General features: G+C 75.0%; 15 protein-coding genes. 14 read left to right on the plus strand and 1 reads right to left on the minus strand.

Annotated features, from left to right (window positions below; translation table 11 throughout):
• The first annotated feature begins 11 nt into the window (after positions 1-11).
• From ACIA8L_RS13320 to ACIA8L_RS13350, 7 genes are all read left to right on the plus strand, one after another.
• Positions 12-635 carry a DUF2064 domain-containing protein gene (locus tag ACIA8L_RS13320; RefSeq protein WP_395903847.1) on the plus strand — a complete coding sequence of 208 codons (624 nt, stop codon included), beginning with the start codon at positions 12-14 and terminating at the stop codon, positions 633-635.
• Positions 632-1,276 carry a methyltransferase domain-containing protein gene (locus ACIA8L_RS13325; RefSeq protein WP_395903848.1) on the plus strand — a complete coding sequence of 215 codons (645 nt, stop codon included), beginning with the start codon at positions 632-634 and terminating at the stop codon, positions 1,274-1,276. The genes ACIA8L_RS13320 and ACIA8L_RS13325 overlap by 4 nt, the downstream gene beginning before the upstream one ends.
• On the plus strand, positions 1,252-2,382 hold the full coding sequence (locus ACIA8L_RS13330; RefSeq protein ID WP_395903850.1) for a molybdopterin-dependent oxidoreductase: 1,131 nt from the start codon (positions 1,252-1,254) through the stop codon (positions 2,380-2,382). The genes ACIA8L_RS13325 and ACIA8L_RS13330 overlap by 25 nt, the downstream gene beginning before the upstream one ends.
• Positions 2,379-2,795: a hypothetical protein gene (locus tag ACIA8L_RS13335; protein WP_395903852.1), complete on the plus strand. Its 417-nt coding sequence runs from the start codon at positions 2,379-2,381 to the stop codon at positions 2,793-2,795. Before ACIA8L_RS13330 ends, ACIA8L_RS13335 begins: the two co-directional genes overlap by 4 nt.
• Positions 2,765-4,108: a glycosyltransferase 87 family protein gene (locus ACIA8L_RS13340; protein WP_395903854.1), complete on the plus strand. Its 1,344-nt coding sequence runs from the start codon at positions 2,765-2,767 to the stop codon at positions 4,106-4,108. Before ACIA8L_RS13335 ends, ACIA8L_RS13340 begins: the two co-directional genes overlap by 31 nt.
• Positions 4,105-6,057 (plus strand): glycosyl hydrolase 53 family protein, encoded by a 1,953-nt coding sequence (locus tag ACIA8L_RS13345; protein ID WP_395903856.1) that lies wholly within the window; start codon positions 4,105-4,107, stop codon positions 6,055-6,057. Before ACIA8L_RS13340 ends, ACIA8L_RS13345 begins: the two co-directional genes overlap by 4 nt.
• Before the next feature lie 180 nt (positions 6,058-6,237).
• Positions 6,238-6,726 carry a hypothetical protein gene (locus ACIA8L_RS13350; RefSeq protein WP_395903857.1) on the plus strand — a complete coding sequence of 163 codons (489 nt, stop codon included), beginning with the start codon at positions 6,238-6,240 and terminating at the stop codon, positions 6,724-6,726.
• 24 nt (positions 6,727-6,750) lie between these two features.
• Here ACIA8L_RS13350 and ACIA8L_RS13355 read toward each other — a convergent pair whose 3' ends face one another.
• The gene (locus ACIA8L_RS13355) at positions 6,751-7,614 is read right to left on the minus strand and encodes a helix-turn-helix domain-containing protein (RefSeq protein WP_395903859.1); all 864 of its coding nucleotides are present in this window, start codon (positions 7,612-7,614) and stop codon (positions 6,751-6,753) included.
• 152 nt (positions 7,615-7,766) lie between these two features.
• On the opposite strand from ACIA8L_RS13355, the gene ACIA8L_RS13360 reads away from it, so the two are divergent.
• The 7 genes from ACIA8L_RS13360 (at position 7,767) to ACIA8L_RS13390 (ending at position 14,733) form a co-directional block, all read left to right on the plus strand.
• Positions 7,767-8,489 carry an SDR family oxidoreductase gene (locus tag ACIA8L_RS13360; RefSeq protein WP_395903860.1) on the plus strand — a complete coding sequence of 241 codons (723 nt, stop codon included), beginning with the start codon at positions 7,767-7,769 and terminating at the stop codon, positions 8,487-8,489.
• 99 nt (positions 8,490-8,588) lie between these two features.
• On the plus strand, positions 8,589-9,527 hold the full coding sequence (locus tag ACIA8L_RS13365) for a DMT family transporter (protein WP_395903862.1): 939 nt from the start codon (positions 8,589-8,591) through the stop codon (positions 9,525-9,527).
• A 73-nt stretch (positions 9,528-9,600) separates the two neighbouring features.
• Entirely contained in the window at positions 9,601-11,172 is a 1,572-nt protein-coding gene (locus ACIA8L_RS13370; RefSeq protein ID WP_395903864.1) for a fibronectin type III domain-containing protein, read from the plus strand.
• Positions 11,173-11,219: 47 nt separating this feature from the next.
• The gene (locus ACIA8L_RS13375) at positions 11,220-11,741 is read left to right on the plus strand and encodes a CGNR zinc finger domain-containing protein (protein ID WP_395903866.1); all 522 of its coding nucleotides are present in this window, start codon (positions 11,220-11,222) and stop codon (positions 11,739-11,741) included.
• A gap of 12 nt (positions 11,742-11,753) precedes the next feature.
• The gene (locus ACIA8L_RS13380) at positions 11,754-12,578 is read left to right on the plus strand and encodes a GNAT family N-acetyltransferase (protein WP_395903868.1); all 825 of its coding nucleotides are present in this window, start codon (positions 11,754-11,756) and stop codon (positions 12,576-12,578) included.
• 127 nt (positions 12,579-12,705) lie between these two features.
• The gene (locus tag ACIA8L_RS13385) at positions 12,706-14,187 is read left to right on the plus strand and encodes a gluconokinase (RefSeq protein ID WP_395903869.1); all 1,482 of its coding nucleotides are present in this window, start codon (positions 12,706-12,708) and stop codon (positions 14,185-14,187) included.
• A gap of 45 nt (positions 14,188-14,232) precedes the next feature.
• The gene (locus ACIA8L_RS13390; RefSeq protein WP_395903871.1) at positions 14,233-14,733 is read left to right on the plus strand and encodes a pyridoxamine 5'-phosphate oxidase family protein; all 501 of its coding nucleotides are present in this window, start codon (positions 14,233-14,235) and stop codon (positions 14,731-14,733) included.
• Positions 14,734-14,753: the final 20 nt, after the last annotated feature.

Consider the following 14,753-nt stretch of genomic DNA (forward strand, 5'->3'; position numbering starts at 1 on the left):
CAGTACCCCCGATGCAGTTGTTGCTGTTGGCCAAGGCGCCGCTCCCGGGCCGGGTCAAGACCCGGCTGTGTCCACCGTGGACACCGCAGCAGGCGGCCGACCTCGCCGCGGCCGCGATCGCCGACACCGTGGAGGTCCTCACCGCGGTCCCGGCGGCCGCCCGCACCCTGGTCGCCGACGGTCCCCTCGCGGCCCCGCCCGGCTGGGCCCGCATCGCACAGCGCGGCGATGGGCTGGGCGAGCGCCTCGCGGCCGCGTTCGCCGACACGGCCCGCCCCGGTGTCGCCACGCTCCTCGTCGGCATGGACACGCCCCAGCTCGGCGTCGCGGACGTGATCGCCGCGGCGGCCGCCCTCGCACACGCCGACGCGGTCCTGGGCCCCGCGGAGGACGGCGGCTGGTGGACGCTGGCGCTGCGCGATCCGGCGGCGGCGGCCGTGCTCCCGGCCGTGCCGATGTCCTCATCGGACACGTTCGCGCGCACCCGGGCCGCCCTGACCGCGCGGGGCCTGCGGGTCACGACGACCGCGACGCTGCGGGACGTGGACACCGCCCCGGACGCCGACGCGGCCGCCGCCGCCCGCCCCGGCACCCGCTTCGCCCGCACCCTCACCGCGCTGCGGACCGCGGCATGACGGCCCCGGTGGCGGTGTTCGGGGCGGCGCTGCGCCGGGCGGAGCAGGGTGAGCCGGCCGGCCTGCGGCTGCTCGGCCCCGACGGCGCGGCCGTGCGCGCCCTGGACGCGGACGCGTGGCACGCCCAGCACCGGCCCGGGGACGGCTCGCTGCTGGCCCGCTGCCCGGACGGTACCGTCGACCTCGGCTGCGGCCCCGGACGGCTCGCGGCCGCCCTGCACGGCAGCGGGCGCCGCGTCCTCGGCGTCGACATCAGCCCGCAGGCCGTCCGCTACGCCCGCCGCCGCGGCGCGCCCGTCCTGCGCCAGGACCTCTTCCGCCCGCTGCCCGGCGAGGGCGGCTGGCCCGGCGCCCTGCTCGCCGACGGCAACATCGGCATCGGCGGCGACCCGGCCCGGCTGCTGCGCCGGTGCCGCCGTCTCATCGGGCCGGCCGGCACGGTCCTCGCCGAGGTCGACCCGCCCGGCTCCGGCACCTGGCACGGCTCGGTCGCGCTGGCCGGCTCCGGGCGGGTCAGCACGCCGTTCCCGTGGGCGTTCGTCGCCGCCGACGACATCGCCGCGATCGCCCACCCGGCCGCGCTGCGGCTCACCGAGACCTGGACGGAGGCCGGCCGATGGTTCGTCCGCCTGACCCCCTGACCCTGGCCCGGTCGCTGCCGGCCCGGTTCACCAGCCCGCTGCGGTCGCGGTGGCTCACCGCGCGGCTCGGAATGTGGCTGGGCATCGCCTTCGGGATCTGCTTCCTGACCGGCGTCCTGAGCCACCTCGTCCAGCATCCGCCGGTGTGGTTCCACTGGCCGTCGCGGCCCGTGCAGCTCTACCGGATCACCCAGGGGCTGCACGTCGCCAGCGGCCTGGCCGCGATCCCGCTGCTGACCGCGAAGGTCTGGTCGGTCTTCCCCAAGCTGTTCACCTGGCCGCCGGTCAAGGGGGCCGGCCACGCCCTCGACCGGGCCGCCGTCGGGCTGCTGTCCGCCGCGGCCGTGTTCGAACTCGTCACCGGCGTGCTCAACATCGCCTACTGGTACTCGGCGATGCCGTTCGGCTTCGTCGGCGCGCACTACTGGACCGCGTACCTCCTCGCCGGCGCCGTCCTGCTCCACCTGGCCGCGAAGCTGCCGGCCGCGCGGGCCGCCGTCAGGCCACCGGATCCGGCCCGGCGCCGGGTGCTCACGATCGCCGGGGCGGCCGCCGCGACGGTCACCGCGGCGACGATCGGGCAGACCTTCGCGCCGCTGCGGCGGGTGTCGCTGCTGGCGCCACGGCGGCCGGATGTCGGCCCGCAGGGGCTGCCGGTCAACAAGACGGCGGCGGCGGCGCGGGTGGTGCGGGCCGATTCCGCCTACCGGCTCATCGTCACCGGGCCGGGTGGGCGGCACGCGCTCGGCCTGGCCGACCTCGAGGCGCTGCCGCAGACGACGGTCGAGCTGCCGATCGCGTGCGTCGAAGGGTGGAGCGCCACCGGCACCTGGACCGGTGTGCGCCTGGTCGACCTGCTGCGCCTGGTGGGGGCCGCGGACACCGACCGTCCGGTGCGGGTGGAGTCGCTGCAGCCCGACGGACCTTACCGGGAGTCGGTCGTCGAGCCCGGCCCGGCCCGCGACCCGCTCACTCTCATCGCGCTGCGGCTCGGCGGCGAACCGCTGGACCTCGACCACGGGTACCCGGGCCGGCTCATCGCCCCGAACCGGCCTGGCGTCCTGCAGACGAAGTGGGTCTCGGCGGTCACGGTGGAGTACCGATGAAGCTGCTTCGTCTTGTGCTGCTGGCCGGTGGCCTCGCGCTGGTGGCCTTCGGCGTCTCCGGGTGGGTCGAGGCGCCCGTCGCCGAACTGTGGGGCCGGCTCGCGTTCGCCGCGGCCGTCCTCGTCGCCCACGATTTCGTGGTGGTACCGCTCGTGCTGCTCACGGGCACACTCGTCGCCCGGTTCGTGGCGGCGCCGGCGCGGGCCCCGGTCCGGGTGGCGCTCGTGGTCGCGGCGGCGGTGAGCGCGGTCGCGCTGCCGTTCGTCATCGGCGCCGGCCGCATCGCCGACAACCCCTCGGCGTTCCCCCAGCACTACGGCCGCAACCTGCTCCTCATCCTGGCGGTCATCGCCGCGACGGCCGGGGCCTGGACCGCGGCCGGGTGGCTTCGGCGACAGAGGCGGCGACGGTGACCGGGCGCCGCATCGGGGCCGTCCTGTGCCTCGCCGCCGTCATGGCCGCCCTGGTGTTGCCCGGCCGATGGTACTTGGTTTCGTTCGCCCCGTTCGCCGGCGGCGCGTGGCTGGTGGCCCGGCTGGACCGCCGGACGGCGCTGGCCCTGGTGCTGCTGGGCGGGGTGCTGCTGCCGCTGACCGCCGCCATGTCGCCGCCCGCCAGCAGCGACGACCTGTACCGCTACCTCTGGGACGGCCGGGTGCAGCTGGCAGATGTCGACCCGTACCGGTACCCGCCCGCCGCCCCCGAACTGGCCCCGCTGCGCGACGGTCCACTGTGGTCGCCGGACGCGCATTGGTGCCTGCCGGACGGCGCCTGCACCCGGATCAACCGCCCGACGGTTCCCACGATCTACCCGCCGGTCGCCGAGGGCCTCTTCGCGGCCGTCGCCGCGCTCGCACCGGGCGTGCGGGGCCTGCAGCTGGTGATGGCCATGTTCGCGGCCGCCGTCGGCGCGCTGCTGTGGCGGGCCCTGGCCGCGCTCGGCCGCGACCCCCGCCGGGCGGTGCTGTGGGCGTGGTGCCCGATGGTCGCCCTCGAGGCCGGCAACAACGCGCACGTCGACGTCGTCGCGGTCGGCCTGGCCGCCGTCGCCGTGTGGCTGCTCGCCCGCGGCCGCGCGGTGCCCGGCGGCCTCGCCTGGGGCCTGGCGATCGCCACGAAGCTCACACCGGCACTGCTCGCCCCGGCCCTGCTGCGCCGGCGCCCCCTGGCGGTGGGCCTGGCCGCCGTGGGCGCGGTCGCCGCCGTGTACCTGCCGCACGTCCTCGCCGTCGGCCCCGGGGTGCTCGGCTATCTGCCCGGGTACCTGCACGAGGAGGGCTACACCGACGGGTCCCGGTTCGCGCTGCTCAGTGCCGTGCTCCCGGCCGCGCTGACCACCCCCGCGGCCGCCGCGATCGTGGCCGTGGCGGCCGTCGCCGTGTGGTGGCGGGCCGACCCGGACCGGCCGTGGCGCGCGGCCGCCGCGATGGTGACGGTGACGCTGCTGGTCGCCGCGCCCGCTTACCCGTGGTACGCACTGCTGCTGGTCATGCTCGTCGCCTACGGCGCGCCGTGGGAGTGGCTCACCGTCGCCGCCGCCGCGTACCTCGCCCAGTTCGCCCCCGACCTCGGCCTGGCCACGGCGACCGCCCAGCGCATCGGCTACGGCACCGCCCTCGCGGTCGTGGCGGCCGGGCTCGCCGCCCGATCGATTCAGCGACATTTGTCAACGCATTCTGTCACGCGGGACGAACAGCCCGATCCATCGGGCATGATGGCGCCATGAATCGTCAGACGGGACGCCGGTTCATCGCCGCCTGCGCCGCGGCCGCCATCGGCGCGGCCGCAATGCTCTCCACCCCGACGGCCGCCGAGGCCGCGGTGCCGCCACCGCCCCCCGGCAGCGGCGTCGCGGACAACATCGCCGGCAAGCCGTGGGTGCGGCCGGCGGCGAGCTCCGGAGGCCGGACCGCGTCCCTCGCGACCGACGCGGACGAGACGACGGCGTGGCAACCCACCGGGCGCGGCGACCAGTGGCTCAGCCTCGATCTGGGCGGCGGATACGACAACCTGCGCCAGGTCCGCGTGGTGTTCCCGACGCCGGATGCGGCGTACCGCTACGTCGTGGAGGCCTCGGCCGACGGCCGCGCCTGGACCACGTTCGCGGACCGCTCGCGCGGGGTTCGCTTCGTGCGCGTGAAGATCCTCGGTGCCGCCCCGGGCGCGCGGATCGGCATCGCCGAGCTCCAGGTCTACAACTACCTGCGGCCCGACCTGGTCGTCGGCGCCGACATCTCCTACGCCGACCAGGACGACAACCAGGACCACCTGACCTACTACGTCGACGACCCGGCCACGGCGACGGACGTGCTCACCTCGGCCCGCAATGCCGGGATGCGCTATGTGCGCCTGCGGGTGTTCAACACGCCCCGCGACGAGAAGACCGGCGCCTACCTCAACCCGGCCTACCAGGGGCCCGACCGCACGCTCGACGTGGCCCGGCAGGTCAAGAGCCTGGGCCTCGGCTTGGGCGTCGACCTGCACTACTCCGACTCCTGGGCCGACCCGAGCAAGCAGGCCAAGCCGGCCGCGTGGGCGTCGCTGCCGTTCGACCAGCTGGTGACCGCGGTCCACGACTACACGCGCGACACGATCCAGCGGCTCGTCGCGCAGGGCACCGTGCCCGACAAGGTCGCCGTCGGCAACGAACTGATCAAGGGATTCCTCTGGGGGTCGGAACGCCCCGGACCGTGGTTCACCGACCCCGCCGACTGGTGCTACGACTGCTACTTCAACAACGACCCCGCGTTCACGTCCACGCCCGGCGGCGGCATCGACTGGGACGACTGGAAGGCCACCGACCCGGCGCGGCGGGCCGCCTACGAGGCCGCCTGGGACCGGTTCACGACCCTGCAGGCGGCCGGCATCCGGGCCGTCCACGAGGTCGCCGCGGCCAACCGCGTGCACATCGGCATCGAGACCCATGTCATCATCGACAACGGGCAGTTCGAGCGGACGCGGGAGTTCTGGGACCAGTACCTGCCGCGGATCAGGGCCAAGGGCCAGAACATCGACGTCATGGGCTTCTCGTACTACTCGGAGTGGCACGGCACCCCCGACGTCTTCGAGTCCGAGCTCCAGACGCTCGCCGCCCAGCACCCCGGATACAAGATCGACATCGCCGAGACCTCGCATCCGTCGGCGTTCAGCGATCCGATTCCGAACTCGCCGTACCCGATCTCGGTGCAAGGCCAGCAGGACGCGCTGCTGCGGGTCTTCCACATGGTCAACAACCTGCCCGACAACCGCGGCCTCGGCGCCCTCGTCTGGGAGCCGGCCCACTTCCAGTCGATGGTCAACTGGAGCACGTCGGCGTGGCCCGTCCTGCAGTGGAACGCGTCGATCAACGCCTACGCCCTGGTGCCCCCGCCCGCGCCGACCTCGGTCAGGCTGCAACCGGGCGACGGCCGCCTGACCGTCACGCTCCGCCCACCCCTGGCCGGCGACCCCACCCGCCTGACCTACCAGATCAGCGTGGACGGCGGCGCGACCTGGCGCACCCCGGCGGTGACGACACAGGCCGACGGCACGGTGTCGGCAACCCTGCCGAACCTGCGCAACGGCGTGCGATACGCGGTATCGGTCCGAGCCGTGAGCCCCCTCGGCGGCCCGGGCGCCGCCGCCCCGGCCGGCACCGTCGTCCTCCACGCACCGCCCGGCCCGAAGCGCCCGTAGCCGGTCCGCGTCACGCCCGACCGCCGAGCACGACCACCCGGTCGTGAGCCTGAACCCCGACCCCGCCAACGCGCCGGCATCGGCGCCGTCGTGGAGGTCCCGCCGTGGGTGCGGGTGAGCCGGGGGTGGTCGTGGCGGCGCCGTGGCTGAAGTGCTCGGTCCCGGGTAGCAGCCGGGATCGTGCGGGTGCGGCGACTGGTCCGGCGGGGCAACGAGGAGGCCACCGCGGCGGGTATCTACGGCCTGATCGTGAGCGGCTCCGTCATGGCGGCCTCGCACGCGCACTCCGCGGCCGGGACGGCGCTCGCCGTGCTGGTCACCCTGGCCGTGTACTGGAGCGCCGAGCGCTACGCCCGGCTCGTCGCCGAGCGCATCCACGACGGGCGGCGGCCGGATCGGGCCGCGGTGCGCCGGCAGCTGTCCGGAGGCTGGGAGATCGTGACGGCTTCGGTCCTGCCGCTGGTCGTGCTGGTCGCGCTGGATCTGTTCGGGGTCGGGCAGTTTCGGGCGGTGCTGGTCGCCCTGGCTTCCAGTACTGTCCTGCTGGGGCTGGCCGGCTGGGAGATCGGCCACCGGGGCGGGCTGAGCACCGCCGAGCGGATCATGTCCGCGGTCGTGGCCGGCAGCTTCGGCGTGGCCCTCATCGCCCTCAAGGCCGCCTTGCATTGACGGCACCCGGCGGTCGATCGGCGCCTATGCGCGGTCGCGCAGTGGTGGGGCCGGGTCGGCGTGCCAGGAGGCGAGCAGGCGCAGTGCCGCGGCGGCGTCCGAGTCCGGTGGGGCGCTGTAGGTGACCAGCATCTGGTCGGGGTCTTCGGGCAGGCGCAGCGCCTCGTAGGCCAGCTCGACCGGGCCGACGAGCGGGTGGTGGATCGTGGCGGTGGTGTGGCCCTTGTCGCTGACCGGGTGGTCGGCCCACAGGCGGCCGAACAGCTCGCTGCGCAGTGAAAGCTCGCCGACGAGCTCGGCCAGGGCCGGGTCGTCCGGGTGGCGGCCGGCGTCGACGTGCAGGAACGCGACGAGGTCGCGGGCCTTGGCCGGCCAGTCGGCGAAGAGGGCCCGGGCGGCGGGCTCGTCGCCGAACAGCAGCCGGGCGAAGTTGCGCTGCCGGGTCGGGAGCGTGTCGAGGCCGGTGATGAGCGCGGCGCCGAGTGTGTTCCAGGCCAGGACGTCGGTGCGGCGGCCGACGACGTAGGCGGCCGCGTCCGCCATGGCCGTCAGGAGGTGCTGCACCTGCGGACGCACCCGCTGCGGCGGCGCGGGGCGGCGCACCCCGCGGGCCGGCCGGGTCAGCCGGCGCAGGTGCGCACGCTCCTCGGCGTCGAGGCCCAGCGCGCGGGCGACGGCGTCGAGGACGGCCTCCGAGGCGTTGGTGGCGCGGCCCTGCTCGAGCCGCACGTAGTAGTCGACGCTGACGCCCGCGAGCTGCGCGACCTCCTCGCGCCGCAGGCCCTGGACCCGCCGGCGCCCGTGATACAGCGGGAGGCCGGCCGCCTCGGGGCTGATCCGGGCCCGGCGGGAACGCAGAAACTCGGCCAGCTCCGTCCGGCGATCCATAGCGCCAGTATGCCCGGGCCGGGCCGGTCGGTGCCTGGTCCTGTCAGACCTACGTTCCCGGGCAACCGGTGGTCGGGCAGGGCAATGGGCCGCGCCCGCCGGCCGGGCGATGGTGGTTGCGAACCCAACCCCATCGACTCGGGAGATACGCAATGCAGGTCAATGGCACTACCGCCCTGGTGACCGGGGCGAACCGCGGCCTCGGCCGGGCACTCGTGACGGCGCTGCTCGACCGGGGCGCCGCGAAGGTCTACGCGGCCGCCCGCCGGACGGAGACCGTGGCCGACCTGGCCGCCGCCGACAGCCGCGTGCACCCGGTCCAGGTCGACCTGACCGACCTCGACCAGATCGCGCGGGCCGCCGCGGCCGCCGCCGACGCGACCCTGCTCATCAACAACGGCGGGTCGCTGCACTTCGCCGACCCCCTCGACGGTGACCTCGCCGCGATCGACGCGGACCTGCGCACCAACTTCGTCGGCCCGCTCGCCTTGAGCCGGGCGTTCGTGCCGGTCCTGGAGAACAACGGCGGCGGGGCCATCGTCAATGTGCTCAGCCTGGTCGTCTTCGGCGCCGTGCCGGCGATGGGCGGCTACTCCGCGTCGAAGGCGGCGGCCGCCTCGGCCACCCAGGCCCTGCGCGCCCAGCTCACCGACCGGAAGATCACCGTGCACGGCGTCTTCCCGGGCGCCGTGGACACCGACATGATCCGCGACTTCCCGATCCCGAAGACCGCCCCGGCCGCCGTCGCCGCGGCGCTCCTCGACGGCGTCGAGGCGGGCGAGGAGTCCATCTTCCCCGACCCGATGGCCCAGCAGGGCCATCGGGCCTGGCGCGAGGACCCGGCGGCGTTCGAGCGCCAGATGGGCTCCATGTAGCCAGAGCAACCACCGAAAGCCATTAACCGGTTGACGGTACTGCTAACCGGTGTAACCGTTACACCGGTTGCACGACGTCGGCGCGCGGATGGAGGAACGGTGGCACCGCACGGCAAGCGAACAGCGTCCGGCGAGGCGGCGATCCTGCTCTCGTCGGCCCTGTACGGGGCGAGCACCACGGTGTCGGTGGTCGCGCTGGACGCGGTCCGCCCGGCCGACCTCCTGGCCGTCGAGCTCATCGGCGCCGCGGTGGTGCTGCTCGGCGTGGCCGCGCTGCGCGGGCGGCTGCGGTGGCGTGGCGCCGTGCGCAACCTGCTGCTCGGCAGCCTGTTTCCGGGTGCGACGTTCCTGCTGGCCGATCTCGGCCTGGCCCGGACCAGTGCGGCCAGCGGCAGTCTGCTGGTGGCCGTCGACCCGCTGCTGTCCGTGCTGCTGGCCGTGCTCGTGCTCGGCGAGCGGCTGCGCGGCCGGGGGATCGGCGCGCTCGTCGTCGGGCTCGCGGGCAGTGCCCTGGTGGCGCTCGGCCCCGGTGCCGACCGTCCGGACACCGGCTCCACGGCCGGCAACCTGCTGGTGCTCGGCGCCGTCGTGGCGGGGGCGGTCTTCCTGGTCGCCACCCGCCGCTTCGGCGCCACCGCCGAGGACGGCGACGAGTTCGGCGCGGGTGCCTGGCAGACCGCGGGTGGTGCGCTGAGCACGGCCCCGTTCGTGCTGGCCGCGTGGGCCGGTGGCGGCAGCCGGCTGCCGACGGCGGGCGCGGCAGCGTGGACGGCGTGTATCGGCGTGGTGCTGTGCGGCGCGGTCGCCAGCATCGCGTACAACCGGGGCATCGCCCGGGTGCCCGCCGCCCGGGCCGGGCAGCTGATGAACCTGACGCCGGTGATCGGGACCCTGACGGCCGTCGTCTTCCTCGGCGACCGCCCGACCCTGCCGCAGCTGGCCGGTGGTGTGGCGATCCTGGCCGCCCTGGCCCTGCTCCTGCGGGCGACCCCGGGCGCACAGAACCCTTGTGGTTGCTCGATGTGCGCCGTCTCATAGCCGAATTACGAGGCTCTTACGCCCTTGCTCGAGGCCTTGCCGGATCGGCGGCCGCGGATGAACGGTGGTTCCCATGCAATCAAACCCTTACCGGCCAACGCTTGTAGCGGCGGCCACGGCGGTCGCGCTCGCGCTGGCGCCGCCGGCGCTCGCCTCGGCCTCGGCCTCGGCCGCTCCGCCCTCGTGGAGTCTGGCCGGCTCGGCCACGGTCGGCGCCGACAGCAGCTTCAAAGCCGTCGCGGCGGTCGCGGCGGACGACGCCTGGGCCGTCGGTGCCACCAACCTCTTCGGCACCGGCCCGCAGCAGACCCTCGCCGAGCACTGGGACGGCGCCCGCTGGAGCACCGTGCCGACCCCGAACGCGGTGCTGAGCAACACCACCGGCAACAGCAACGTGCTCAACGCCGCGGCGGCGGTCTCGGCCCGGGACGTGTGGGCGGTCGGGTACACCTCCGCCAACGGGTTCTCCTACTCCGGGTCGCTGACCGAGCACTGGGACGGCACCGCCTGGAAGGTGATCCCGAGCCCCAACGGTGTCCTGCCGAGCTTCAACTTCTACAACATCCTGCTCGGCGTGGCCGGCCGCGCGGCCGACGACGTGTGGGCGGTCGGCTGGAACGGCTACCTCTTCGGCCCGGACCTGCACCGCCCGGCCATCCAGCGCTGGAACGGCAGCAGCTGGTCGCTGTCGACGGTCCCGCCGATCGGCGACAACGCCCAGAACGTGGTCGTGACCGCGGTGACGGCCCGGACCGCCGACGACGCCTGGGCGACCGGCTACTACAGCAACGACGACCAGGGCCTGGTCACCCACCCGTTCGCACTGCATTTCAACGGTACGGCCTGGACCCGCGCCGACCCCGTCGACGTGGTCCGCGGCGGGTCCGTCAACCGGGTCAACCTGACGGCGGTCAAGGCGCTCGCGGCCGACGACGTCTGGGCGGCCGGCAACGTGCTCTACACCGACGCGCAGGGAGCCGGGCAGTCGCAGGCGATCGTCCAGCACTGGAACGGTACCGCCTGGTCGGTCGTCCCCGGTCCGAGCTCCGACGCCACCTCGACGACCCTGACCGGGCTCGCCGTCCTGGCCCCCGACGACGTCTGGGCGGCCGGCACCACCGCCGCCTCGGCCGCCGGCGGGGCCCGCGACCCGCTGCTGGAGCACTGGGACGGCCACACGTGGACGGCGGTGGCCGCGCCCCGGCCCGGCACGTCCTACAACTGCGGGTTCTTCGGCGCCGCGGCCGCCGGTGGCCGGGCGCACGCCGTGGGTGCCTGCACCGCGGCCGACGCGGCCACCCAGCCCCTCGCGATCCCGATCGCCGCGACCACACCGGCCGTCACCGGCGGCGGGACGGCCCCGGCGGCGCCGACCGGACTCGCGGCCACGGCGGTGTCGCGCAGCCAGGCCCGGCTGACGTGGCAGGACAACGCCACGGACGAGACCGGCTACCGGATCGAACGCTGCCAGGGCGTGGGCTGCACCGCGTTCGCGCCGGTCGCGAACACCGGGGCCGGGGCGACCACGTTCACCGACACCGGCCTGGCCCGCAACACGAGCTACACCTATCGGGTGCGGGCGTTCAACGCCGGCGGGCCGTCGGCCTACTCGGGCGCCGTGACGGTGCGGACCCCGCGGACCTGAGCCGGCCGGGGCCGGACCAAAACCGGTGAAGCGCGTACGATGGTTGCGTGGATGACGAAGCCCTGCTGATCGCCGTGGCCAACACCGCGCACTTCGGCGAGGACGAGCTCGCCGACGGCCGGGCGGTGCGGCAGTGGTGGCGGGGCCTCGGTGGCGCGGGTGCCTCGCGGCCGGCGAAGGCCGAGGCCGTGGCGGTGCTGCGGGACCTGCGGGGCGTGATCCGGGCCCTGGCGCTGCGCAACAACGGCATCGACGCCACTGTGGACGCCGCCGCCCTGGACCGGTTCGCGGTGCGGCCGGACTTCGGTGGCGGCGTTCCGGGGCTGCGCGCCGAGCACCGGGGCGACCTGGCCCGGGACATCGGGGCCGCGGCCGTCCTGGCGCTGCTGCGGGCCTCGGCCCGGCCGAGCTGGGCGCGGTTGAAGGCGTGCCGGGGCGAGGACTGCCGGTGGGTGTTTCTCGACGGTTCGCGGAACAGTTCCCGGCGCTGGTGCGACATGGCGGCCTGTGGCAACCGGGCCAAATCCATGGCGTTCCGGCGCCGTCAGGGCAGTACCCCCGACGCTTGAAAGGCTGTTGTCATGCCGACACTGTTCTGCGACACCGACCTGGCCCGGCGCATCGAAGGGGCCGAGACCGGGTTCATCGCCGCCGCCAATCAGGCGGCCCAGCGGCGCACCGGCGGCGGCGGATTCCTCCGGCCGGTCGCGGGCGGTGTCGCCAGTTTCGCCGAGCCGGACTCGCCGTGGAACAAGGTCGCGGGGCTCGGCTTCGCGGGCGTGCCGGGCGACGACGAGCTGGCCGCGATCGAGCGGGCGTTCGCCGAGCGCGACGCCCCGGTCTCGGTCGAGCTGAGCAACCTCGCCGACCCGGCCGTCGGGGCCCTGCTCACCGGGCGCGGATACCGGCTCGCGTCCTACGAGAACGTGCTCGGCCTCGCCGTCAGCACCGACGTCGAGCTGGTCGCGCCGCCCGGGGTCCAGGTCCGCCCGAGCGGCGACGACGAGTTCGACGTGTGGCTCGAGGTGATCCTCGACGCCGTCGCCCACCCCGACAGCGAAGGCCTGCCGTGGCTGGACGAGTTCCCGCGCCAGGCCGTCGCCGCCGCCGAACACGACATCGCCGCCACGGGCGCCCGCCGCTACCTCGCCCTCGTCGACGGCGTCCCCGCGGGCGGCGCGAGCATGGGCGTCCGCGACGGCATCGCCAGTTTCAGCGCCGGCACCGCACCCGCCTTCCGCCGCCGCGGCGTGCAGAGCGCCCTGCTCGCCGCCCGCCTCGCCGACGCCGCCGCCGACGGCTGCGAGCTCGCCACCGTCACCACCCAGCCCGGATCGCCGTCGCAGCGCAACGTGCAGCGGCGCGGCTTCGAGCTGCTCTACACCCGGGCCGTGCTCATCCGCTGAGCCCGTCCGCGATGGAGCCCGCGTCGGCCTGCTCGGCGAAGTAGGAGGCGATCTCGTGGTGCTAGGAATGTCGGCCGTCGCCGCGGCACGACGCGCGGACGGGCGTACGCGGGGTTAAGGTCGGGCCATGGCCCGCAGCGGTGATGACGTAAGCCTGAAGGCGGCGCTGGACCCCCTGGTCGTGGCGCTGGACATCGGGTCGACGGCGACCCGGGGCGGGGTGCACGACGCTTCCGGGCGGCGGGTCCGCGGGCTCCAGCACAAAGTGCCGCACGCGTTCACGGTCGCGGCCGACGGTACCTCCGTCATCGATCCTGACCAGGTGACGGCCGAGGTCGAGCAGGTGCTGGACGCGGTCACCGGCGAGCGGCGGCTGAAGGCGCGGATCGCCGGGGTCGCCATGGACACGTTCGCCGCGTCGCTGATCGCGGTCGACGCGGCCGGGCGGGCGCTGACACCGTGCCTGACCTACGCCGACGCCCGCAGCGCCGGCGCTGTCGCGGCCCTGCGGGAGGAGCTCGACGAGCGCGCCGTGCAGCAGCGCACCGGCACCCGCCTGCACACGAGCTACCACGCGCCGCGGCTGCGGTGGCTCGCGCGGGCCCAGCCGGACGTCGTCGCGCGGGCCGCGGGCTGGTGGTCGCTCGGCGAGTACGTGTGGAACCGGCTGGTCGGGCACCCGCTCGCCGGGACCTCGACGGTGGCGTGGACCGGCCTGCTCGACCGCCGCACCGGCGAGTTCGACGCCGAGCTGCTCGCCGCCGCGGGCATCGCGCCCGCGCAGCTGTCCCCGCCCCGCGACATGTCGGAGCCGCTGCCCGCACCGAGCCCGGCCCGCCGTCCGGCCCTCGCCGGGGCCGCCTGGTTCCCGGTCATCACCGACGGCTTCGCCAGCAACATCGGCTCCGGCGCAACCGACGCGACCGTGTTGACCGCGGCAACGGCGACGAGCGGTGCTTTGCGGGTACTGCTCGACAGCGCCGCCGACCCCCTGCCGTCCGGGCTGTGGAACTACCGTGTCGCCGCCGGACGCACCCTGCTGGGCGGGGCGATCAACGACGTCGGCCGGGCCGTCAGCTGGGCCCGGAGCGCCCTGAGCCTGAGCCCGGACCTCGCCGGCGTGCTCACCGCCGCGCCCAGCGATGCCACGCCGCTGGTCCTGCCGTACCTCACCGGCGAGCGCGCTCCGGGCTGGGCCGGCGGCGCCCGGGCCGTCTTCAGCGGGGTCTCGGCGGCCACGGACGCCGACGCGCTGTTCCGCGGGATCGTGGAGGGTGTCGCCATGACCTACGCCCGCGTCGCCGACGAGCTGTACCCGGCGGCCACCCAGGTCGTGCAGGTCGCGGCGGCGGGCCGGGTCAGCAACGACCACCCCGAGTGGCTGCGGATCCTCGCCGACGTCCTCGGCCGCCCCGTCACGCACATCACCCGCCGCCGCGCCACCCAGTGCGGCACGGCCCTGCTCGCCCTCGACGTCCTGGCTCCGGACGTCGAGCGCGCACCGCAGGCCACCGGTGAGACGTACGAGCCGCGGGCCGCCCACGCCGAGTACTACGCCCAGCGCCGCGCCCGCTTCGCCGACGTGTACACCGCGCTCGTGCCGCACTGAACGGGTCGATCGTTTGGCGGCGATGCGGCCGGGCATCAGGTCGGCATGAGCGACGAAGACCCCCGGGCCCACGTGACGCGCCTGATCCGGGACGGGCGCATCTGCATGTTCACCACGATGAACGCCGACGGCCGGCACGTCAGCCGCCCGATGGCGCTGCAGGAGGCCGAGTTCGACGGCGACCTGTGGTTCTTCGTGTTCGACGACAGCCCCAAGACGGCCGAGATCGCCGCCAACCCGCAGGTCAACGTCGCGTTCCAGACCAAGCACGACGCCTGGGTGTCGGTCAGCGGCACGGCGGCCGTCGTGCACGACCGGGCCAAGGCCGAGCAGCTGTGGAGCGCCCCGCTCAAGGCCTGGTTCCCCGACGGCCTGGACACGCCGGGCCTCGCGCTGATCAAGGTGACCGCGGAGTCGGCCGAGTACTGGGACTCCCCGCACGGCCGGGTGGTGACCCTCATCCAGTACGGCGCGGCCGCGCTCCTGCGACGCCAGCCGCCCGAGGGCGACAACGAGGTCGTCGACCTGACCGGCCCCGCGGGCTGACCGCGGGGCCGCCCGGCCCC

The organism is Dactylosporangium sp. NPDC051541 (assembly GCF_044454505.1).
Classification (GTDB): domain Bacteria; phylum Actinomycetota; class Actinomycetes; order Mycobacteriales; family Micromonosporaceae; genus Dactylosporangium.